Source organism: Streptomyces sp. NPDC059874 (assembly GCF_042731135.1).
In the GTDB taxonomy this organism is placed as follows: Bacteria; Actinomycetota; Actinomycetes; order Streptomycetales; family Streptomycetaceae; genus Streptomyces.
In genome coordinates this window covers 1-8,539 of the sequence record NZ_JBHWJY010000082.1, presented here as the reverse complement: position 1 = coordinate 8,539, position 8,539 = coordinate 1, and the positions used below count along the sequence as shown (strand labels likewise).

Genomic DNA, 8,539 nt, shown 5'->3' with positions numbered 1-8,539 from the left:
GAGCCCTGGTCGTGAGGCCGTACCCGTCCACTCACCCGGGTGGGCAATGTCAGCCTCGCCGGCGTTTGAGGCGCGGGGCTCGGGGCGGAGCCCCGGTTCTGAAGCCGCACCCGCCCCCCTCGGCGGCCTCCCGCTAGACCCCCCGCACCCGAACCCCCCGCACGGGGACACCCGCCTCGTCCTCCACCACCACCGCGTCACCGACCCACCGCACGGTGTACCGCTCGACCTCCCCCGCCTCGAACCCCGGCCCCGGGTCCCGGATCACCACCCCGCCGCCCGTCCGCCCCCGCGCCGGTGCCCACACCTCCAGCCGCACCCCGTCGCCGGAGGCGCACCGCACCGGAATCACCGCCCCCGCCCGCGCCAGCACCGGGATCCGCCCCCGCGGGGCGTCCAGCAGCACCTGGCCCGGGCCTTCGTGCGCCGCCCCCGTCGCGGTGTCGTACCAGAGCCCCCTCGGCAACCGCACCGCCCGCCGGTCCGCCCCGCACTCCAGCACCGGGGCAACCAGCAGCGCGTCGCCCAGCAGGAACGCGTCCTCGCAGTGCCGCAGCCGTCGGTCCTCCGGGTTCCCCCACCACAGCGGCCGCACGTACGGCGCCCCCGTCCGCCGCGCCAGGTGGGCCAGCGTCATGAAGTACGGCCGCAGCCGGTCCCGTTCGGCCAGCAGCGCCCGCGCCTGCTCCTCCACCTCCGCCCCGAACTCCCACGGCTCCCGCCGCCCCGCCCAGATCGCCGAGTGGGTCCGGAACAGAGGCAGGTACGCGCCCAGTTGAAGCCACCGCACGTACAACTCCGGGGACGGCGACCCGCCGAAGCCACCGACGTCCGGCCCCGAGTACGGCACCCCGCACAGCCCCAACCCCAACACCAGCGCCAGCGACGCCCGCAGTCCGTCCCAGCTGCTCTCCACGTCACCGGACCACGTGCCCCCGTACCTCTGCATCCCCGCCCACCCCGACCGGGAGAACAGGAACGGCCGCTCGGCCGGCCGCAGCCGCAGCAGCCCCTCCCAGCCCGCCCGCGCCATCGCGAGCGCGTACACGTTGTGCCCCTCCCGGTGGTCGCCGCCCGCGCCGTCCATCGCGTGCCGCGCCGACCTCGGCAGCGTGGTGTCCCCGAACGGCGCAAAGGACACCGGCTCGTTCATGTCGTGCCAGAAGCCCGCGAAACCCCGCGCGAGCCTCTCCTCGTACAGCCCGCCCCACCACTCCCGCACCGCGGGATCCGTGAAGTCCGGGTAAGCGCACTCGCCCGGCCACACCTCCCCGCGTACCTCCTGGCCCCGCGCGTCCCGTACGAACGCACCCCCGGTCCCCACCGACAGCCCGGAGGCGTGCACCGCGTCGCCCGCCTTCACCGCAGGGTCCACGATCGAGACCAGCCGTACCCCCTGCTCGCCCAACTCCCGTGCCAATCCCGGTAGATCCGGGAAGCGCTCCTCGTCCACCGTGAACACCCGGTGCCCGTCGTAGTGGTCGATGTCCAGGTGCACGGCAGACAACGGCAGCCCGCGCGACGCGTACCCCGACACCACCCGCCGCACCTCCGCCGCGCTCCCGAACCCCCACCGCGCGTGCTGGTACCCCAGCGCCCAGTCCGGCGGCACCGCCGCGGCGCCCGTCAGCCCCGACCAGCCCTGCGCCACCCGAGCCGGCGGCCCCATCAGCACCCAGCTCCGCAGCGGACCGCCCTCCATGCGCAGCTCGCTCAGCCCGGGACGGTCCACCCCCGAACCCGCGCCCTCCTCGCCCTCCCGCAGCACCACCCGCCCGTCCCAGGAGTTGTCGTGGAACATCAGGTGCGTGCCCGCGTCCGCCACCACCAGCTGCACCGGCATCGTCAGGTAGAGCGGGTCGACCCCGGGCCCGAAGCCCCCCTTCGGATCCGTGTTCCAGAGCCGGTACGTCCCGTCCCGCAGCCGGGGCCCCGTCGCCCGCCCGCCCAGCCCGAAGAACCGCGCGTCCGCCGGTACCTCGCTCCGCTGCACCCACCGCGCCCCGCCCATCCGGGGGTCCACCGGCTCCCACCACCGCGGTGGCGACTCGCGCCGCAGCACCGTCCCGCCCGGAGTGCGGACCTCGACCGCCCCGTGCCGGGACACGGCCACCGTCACCCGCTCCGACACCACCCGCCAGCCACCCCCGGTGTCCGGCTCCAACGCCGCCCGCGGATCGGGCTCCGGCCCGCTGCCCACGACCGCGTACGAGGGCGTCGGCCCGGCCCCGTCCCAGCCCCAGAACACCGCGCCGCCCACCATGACCCGTACGACCAGCTCCGAGCGGGCGAACCGCAGTACGCCCCCGCCCGGGAGCGGCTCCGTACCCGTCAGCAACCCGGGCACCCGAGCCCGCTCCGCACCCCGGCGCGGGAGGCCCACCGCGTCCGCGCGCCTGCGCCGCCAGGCCGAGAGCCAGGCACGCCTTCCGCGCTCCGAACCGATGTCCTGCACCGCACGCACCAGATCACGACCGTTCATGCCGCTCACCCTGCCACCGGCCCCCGACCCAAGGGGGTGCGTTCAACTGCCGTTCACCCGGTCAAGGGCACCGCGCCGCAGCCGACGGCCCTGGTGCTGATCTCGATCACGTGGCATCGTCCCTGTGGGCCGACGCGCACCCACCCCCCGCGCGCAGGCACCGTACGCAACGCACACCAAGCGCGAGCCGCAGACTTGACCGGGAGCCGACCCATGACCTCAGCCACGCAGCCGGAACCCCTCTGGGCCCCCGGCCCCGACCGGATCGCCGCGGCCCGGATCACCGCCTTCCAGGCCTGGGCCGCCGAGCGCCACGGCGCCCCCGCCGAGGGCGGCTACCCCGCCCTGCACAGCTGGTCCGTCGACGAGCTCGACACCTTCTGGCAGGCCGTCGCCGAGTGGTTCGACGTCCGCTTCACGACCCCGTACGAATCCGTGCTCGCGGACCGTTCCATGCCCGGCGCCCGTTGGTTCCCCGGCGCCACCCTCAACTACGCCGAGCACGCGCTGCGCGCCGCCGAGGACCCGGCCCGCGCCGACGACGCCGCCCTGCTGTACGTCGACGAGACCCACGAGGCCGTCCCCGTCACCTGGGCCGAGCTCCGCCGCCAGGTCGGCTCCCTCGCCGCGGAACTGCGCGCCCTCGGCGTCCGCCCAGGCGACCGGATCAGCGGCTACCTCCCCAACATCCCCGAGGCGGCCGTGGCCCTCCTCGCCACCGCCGCCGTCGGCGGCGTCTGGACCTCCTGCGCCCCCGACTTCGGCGCCCGCAGCGTCCTCGACCGCTTCCAGCAGGTCGAACCGGTCGTCCTGTTCACCGTCGACGGCTACCGCTACGGCGGCAAGGAGCACGACCGCCGCGACACCGTCGCCGAGCTCCGCGCCGAGCTCCCCTCCCTGCGCGCCGTCGTGCACATCCCGCTCCTCGGCACGCCGGCCCCCGACGGCGCCCTCACCTGGTCGGACCTGACCTCCGCCGCCACCGAGCCCGTCTTCGAGCCGGTCCCCTTCGACCACCCCCTCTGGGTCCTCTACTCGTCCGGCACGACGGGCCTCCCCAAGGCCATCGTGCAGTCCCAGGGCGGCATCCTCCTCGAACACCTCAAGCAGCTCGGCCTGCACTGCGACCTCGGCCCCGAGGACCGGTTCTTCTGGTACACCTCCACCGGCTGGATGATGTGGAACTTCCTCGTCTCCGGCCTGCTCACCGGCACGACGGTCGTCCTGTACGACGGCAGCCCCGGCTACCCCGACACCGGCGCCCAGTGGCGGATCGCCGAGCGCACCGGGGCCACCCTGTACGGCACCTCCGCCGCCTACGTGATGGCCTGCCGCAAGGCCGAGGTCCACCCGGCCCGCGACTTCGACCTCTCCGCGGTCAAGTGCGTCGCCACCACCGGCTCCCCGCTCCCGCCCGACGGCTTCCGCTGGCTCCACGACGAGGTGGCCGAGGACCTGTGGATCGCCTCCGTCAGCGGCGGCACCGACGTCTGCAGCTGCTTCGCCGGCGCCGTCCCCACCCTCCCCGTCCACATCGGCGAGCTCCAGGCCGCCTGCCTGGGTACGGACCTTCAGGCATGGGACCCGTCGGGCAAGCCGGTCATCGGCGAGGTCGGCGAACTCGTCGTCACCAACCCCATGCCGTCCATGCCGATCCACTTCTGGAACGACCCCGACGGCAGCCGCTACCGCGACAGCTACTTCGACATGTTCCCGGGCGTCTGGCGCCACGGAGACTGGATCACCATCACCGACCACGGCTCGGTGGTCATCCACGGCCGCTCCGACTCCACCCTCAACCGGCAGGGCGTCCGCATGGGCTCGGCCGACATCTACGAGGCCGTCGAGCGTCTCCCCGAGATCAAGGAATCCCTGGTCATCGGCCTTGAGGAGCCGAACGGCGGCTACTGGATGCCGCTCTTCGTCCACCTCGCCCCGGGTGCCTCCCTCGACGACGCCCTCCGTGCCCGCATCAAGCAGACCATCCGCGAGGAGCTCTCCCCTCGGCACGTACCCGACGAGATCATCGAGGTCCCGGGCATCCCGCACACCCTCACCGGCAAGCGCATCGAGGTCCCCGTCAAGCGGCTCCTCCAGGGCGCGCCCCTTTCCAAGGCGGTCAACCCGGGCTCCGTCGACAACCTCGACCTCCTCCACTTCTACGAGGAGCTGGCCCGCACCCGCACCGGCGGCTGAGGCAGGAGCCACAACCGCGGTCACTGTCAGTGGCCCTGATTACTCTGAGTGAGCAATTGATCGCATCACTCAGGGGAGCCGGCCATGCCACGCAAGAACGACACCCACCGGCGCCGCGCCCTGCGCCGCGAAGCCCCCAGCACCGTCGGCCTCCTCGCCGACTCCGGGGACTTCGCGGCCATGAGCGGCTACCGCAGCTTCACCTTCGACCACCGCGACGACTACGCGGACTACCTCCGCCACGTCGAGACCCTGCTCCGCTCCCTAGCGGCCCAGGGCATCCACACCACCGTCACCCTCTTCGACCCCGACGAGTACGCGGAATACTGCGCCGACCACGGCCTCGACCCGGACACCGCCGAGACCCGCACCCGCTTCACCGCGGAACTCGCCGGCCACGGCGCCGGACTGCCCTACACCGGCCAGCCCATCGACGAACTCGTCCCGCTCCTCATCGACGAGGCCGTCCGGCAGGCCACCTGGGAGTACGCCACCACGCTCCTCGCCGAAGTCGGCGCCTGCGCGGACTGCGGCGAGGACATCGGCGCAGCATCCTTCGACCGCGCCGGCGACACGGTCAAACGCCTCGTGGCCGGCGCCGGCGCCGGCAGCCACCACTTCGTGTGCAGCATCCCGACCGAGGCGGAGCAGCTCGTCGCCGTGCTCCACGCCCAGGCTCCCGACGACCCGGAGGCCACGCCCCGCATCGAGGGCCGCGAGGGCCTCGACTTCGTGACGGTCCTGGCCGCCGGGCTCGCCCTCGGCGGCCCCGGGGGACTGGTGCTGCGAAGCTCCGCCGACGGCCACCGGGACCGGGTCCACGGCTGGCGCCTGGACCGGGGCCGCCTCGTCGCGCTCTCGGCGGCGGCCGTCTTCAACGCCTACTGCACGGACGCCGACACCGGTGAGCCCGTCGCCCCCGAACCGGGCGTCGAGTACTGCCCGGGCTACGAGGTGGACGCCCCGGGCCCCCACCACTGACCCCGACCGAGGGACGGGAAACACCCGAGGGGCCCTCGCCACCGGCGAAGGCCCCTCGACCACTCGATTGTTCGACCGGCGTGTCCGACTACTCGCCGGAGAGCACCGCCTGCGCGGCCACGCGGGCCTCTTCGGCACTGTCCGCCGCACGAGCGGCGGCCGCGGCACGCTCGCACTGGGCGAGCGTGTACTTGGCGAGCGTCGCCCGCACGTACGGAATCGACGCGGCACCCATGGAAAGGGAGGTGACACCCAGACCGGTCAGCACACAAGCCAGCAGCGGGTCGGAGGCGGCCTCACCGCAGACTCCGCAGCTCTTGCCCTCCGCCCTGGCGGCCTCGGCCGACATCGCGATCAGGTCGAGCAGCGCCGGCTGCCACGGGTCCTGCAGCCGCGACACGGCACCCACCTGACGGTCGGCGGCGAAGGCGTACTGCGCGAGGTCGTTCGTCCCCAGCGAAAGGAACTCGACCTCCTGCAGGATCGAGCGCGCCCGCAGCGCGGCGGAGGGGATCTCCACCATCGCGCCGAACTTGGCCTTCAATCCCGCTTCGCGACAAGCGTCCGCGAAGGCCTTGGCGTCGATACGGTCGGCGACCATCGGGGCCATGACCTCAAGGTAGACGGGCAGCCCCTCGGCAGCCTTGGCCAGCGCGGTGAGCTGCGTGCGCAGCACGTCCGGGTGGTCGAGGAGCGAGCGCAGACCACGCACGCCCAGCGCCGGGTTCGGCTCGTCCGCCGGGGTCAGGAAGTCCAGCGGCTTGTCGGCGCCCGCGTCCAGGACACGTACGACGACACGCCCCTCGGGGAACGCCTCCAGAACCTTCCGGTACGACTCGATCTGCTTGTCCTCGGACGGCGCCTTCTTGCTGTCGTCCAGGAAGAGGAACTCGGTGCGGAACAGGCCCACACCCTCGGCCCCGGCCTCCACGGCCGCCGGCACGTCCGCCGGACCGCCGACGTTCGCCAGCAGCGGCACCTTGTGACCGTCGGAGGTCGCGCCCGGACCGGACGAGGCGGCCAGCGCCGCCTTGCGCTCCGCGGCCGCGGCCTCAAGCTCCGCGCGCTTCTCCGCGGTCGGCTCGACGAACAGGTCGCCGGTGCTCCCGTCCACGGCGATGACCGTGCCCTCCGCGATCTCACCGGCACCGGGCAGCGCCACGATCGCCGGCACGCCCAGCGCCCGCGCGAGGATCGCGCTGTGGCTGGTCGGCCCGCCTTCCTCGGTGACGAAGCCGAGCACCAGCGTGGGGTCCAGCAGAGCCGTGTCGGCGGGGGCAAGATCCCGCGCGATCAGTACGTAGGGCTCGTCGCTGTCCGGAACACCCGGCATCGGCACGCCGAGCAGCCGCGCCACGATGCGGTTGCGCACGTCGTCCAGGTCGGCCACGCGGCCGGCCATGTACTCGCCGGCCCCCGCGAGCAGGTCACGGTAGGCGGCGAACGCGTCGTACACACCTCGCTCGGCGGTGCTGCCGACGGCGATCCGCCGGTCGACGTCCGCCATCAGCTCGGGGTCCTCGGCGATCATCGCCTGGGCCTCGAGCACGTGCTGGGCCTCGCCACCGGCCAGCTGGCCACGCGCGATCAGGTCGGCCGCCACGGCACTCACGGCCTTGCGGGCGCGCCCCTGTTCGCGCTCCGCCTCATCCGCCGTGATCTGCTTGGCCGGCGGTTCCAGGACCGCCGTACCCATGTGCCGAACCTCGCCGATCGCCACACCGTGGCTCACGCCGACGCCTCGCAGCGTTGTCTCCATTTCACCCGTCTCCGATTGAGCGGCGGGCCGAGCCGCCGCGGTTGGATGTCCGACTCGCCTCTGCAGGCGGACAGGTCACTTCCAGCTGAAGAGCGCGTCTCCGGCCTTCACGTCCCCGTCCTCGTTCACGTCGGAAAGCGATTCGACGGACGCCTCCAGAGCCACGACCGGGCAGATCGGCGACTTGCCGGCCTCCTCGACGGCCTGCGGGTTCCAACGGATGACGGCCTGACCACGGGTAACGGTGTCGCCCTTGTTCACGAGGAGCTCGAAGCCCTCGCCGTTGAGCTGAACGGTGTCGATCCCGAGGTGCGTGAGTACACCGTGGCCATCGCCGTCGACCACTACATAGGCGTGCGGGTGAAGGGAGACGACCACACCATCGACGGGGGACACCGCCTCCGAAGGCTCGCGCACGGGATCAATGGCGGTGCCCGGTCCCACCATCGCGCCGGAGAACACCGGATCCGGCACTGCCGCGAGTCCGATGGCGCGCCCGGCAAGTGGGGACGTCACGCTGGTCATGGGGGCCTCCCAGGGGTGGGGCTTCTTCGTGTCGCCGTCACTACCTGTTGCGAACGGCGTACTCTTCAGAAGGATATGTCAGAGGATGTTCGGGTTCGCCCGATGTTGGTCCCGATCCGGGCTGGTCCTTGGGCCTGGAGACTAGTGGACTAGACCGGTGGACTAGACCATACGCCTGAATCGATTTGCTTGGCCACTAGCGGGCCTGTACTGTCGTGACTCCCGCCAGGACGCCTCGTGTGAACTTCTCGCGAACGTCTGATGGACGGGACTCCTCCTCCTTCAGTGTCGACCTTGATCTCTGCCTGAATCCCCGCATGCCGTTTTCGGCAAAACGGTGATCGGTCAGCGAGACGGAAAAACGCTGATAGAGTCGGAACCGCCGGAAAGGGAAAACGCGAAAGCGAAGAACCTGGAAAGCGAGTGAGACTGACTCTGATAGAGTCGGAAACGCAAGACAGCAGAACGAAAGCCCGGAGGAAAGCCCCAGCCAGTGTTGCTGAGGGTGAGTACGAAGGAAGCGTCCGTTCCTTGAGAACTCAACAGCGTGCCAAAAATCAACGCCAGAAGTTGATACCCCGTCCACTTCGGTGGAT

At 72.0% G+C, this 8,539-nt stretch carries 6 protein-coding genes; 2 read left to right on the top strand and 4 right to left on the bottom strand.

Annotation, left to right across the window (positions count from 1 at the left end; genetic code table 11):
* Positions 1-133: 133 nt before the first annotated feature.
* Positions 134-2,482, bottom strand: coding sequence for a TIM-barrel domain-containing protein (locus tag ACFV9H_RS33285; protein WP_385405727.1), 2,349 nt, complete (start codon positions 2,480-2,482; stop codon positions 134-136).
* Positions 2,483-2,695: 213 nt separating this feature from the next.
* Here ACFV9H_RS33285 and ACFV9H_RS33280 point away from each other — a divergent pair, with 213 nt between their 5' ends.
* Together ACFV9H_RS33280 and ACFV9H_RS33275 are read left to right on the top strand one after the other, a co-directional pair.
* A complete protein-coding gene (locus ACFV9H_RS33280; RefSeq protein ID WP_385405725.1) occupies positions 2,696-4,678 on the top strand; it encodes an acetoacetate--CoA ligase in 1,983 nt (660 codons plus the stop codon).
* Between the two features lie 84 nt (positions 4,679-4,762).
* On the top strand, positions 4,763-5,659 hold the full coding sequence (locus tag ACFV9H_RS33275; RefSeq protein WP_385405722.1) for a hypothetical protein: 897 nt from the start codon (positions 4,763-4,765) through the stop codon (positions 5,657-5,659).
* Between the two features lie 88 nt (positions 5,660-5,747).
* Here ACFV9H_RS33275 and ptsP read toward each other — a convergent pair whose 3' ends face one another.
* From ptsP to ACFV9H_RS33260, 3 genes are all read right to left on the bottom strand, one after another.
* Entirely contained in the window at positions 5,748-7,418 is a 1,671-nt protein-coding gene (ptsP, locus tag ACFV9H_RS33270) for a phosphoenolpyruvate--protein phosphotransferase (RefSeq protein ID WP_385405718.1), read from the bottom strand.
* A gap of 75 nt (positions 7,419-7,493) precedes the next feature.
* On the bottom strand, positions 7,494-7,943 hold the full coding sequence (locus ACFV9H_RS33265) for a PTS glucose transporter subunit IIA (protein ID WP_385405716.1): 450 nt from the start codon (positions 7,941-7,943) through the stop codon (positions 7,494-7,496).
* A gap of 345 nt (positions 7,944-8,288) precedes the next feature.
* The coding region (locus tag ACFV9H_RS33260) for a hypothetical protein (protein WP_385405714.1) at positions 8,289-8,539 on the bottom strand (251 nt) is incomplete at its 5' end.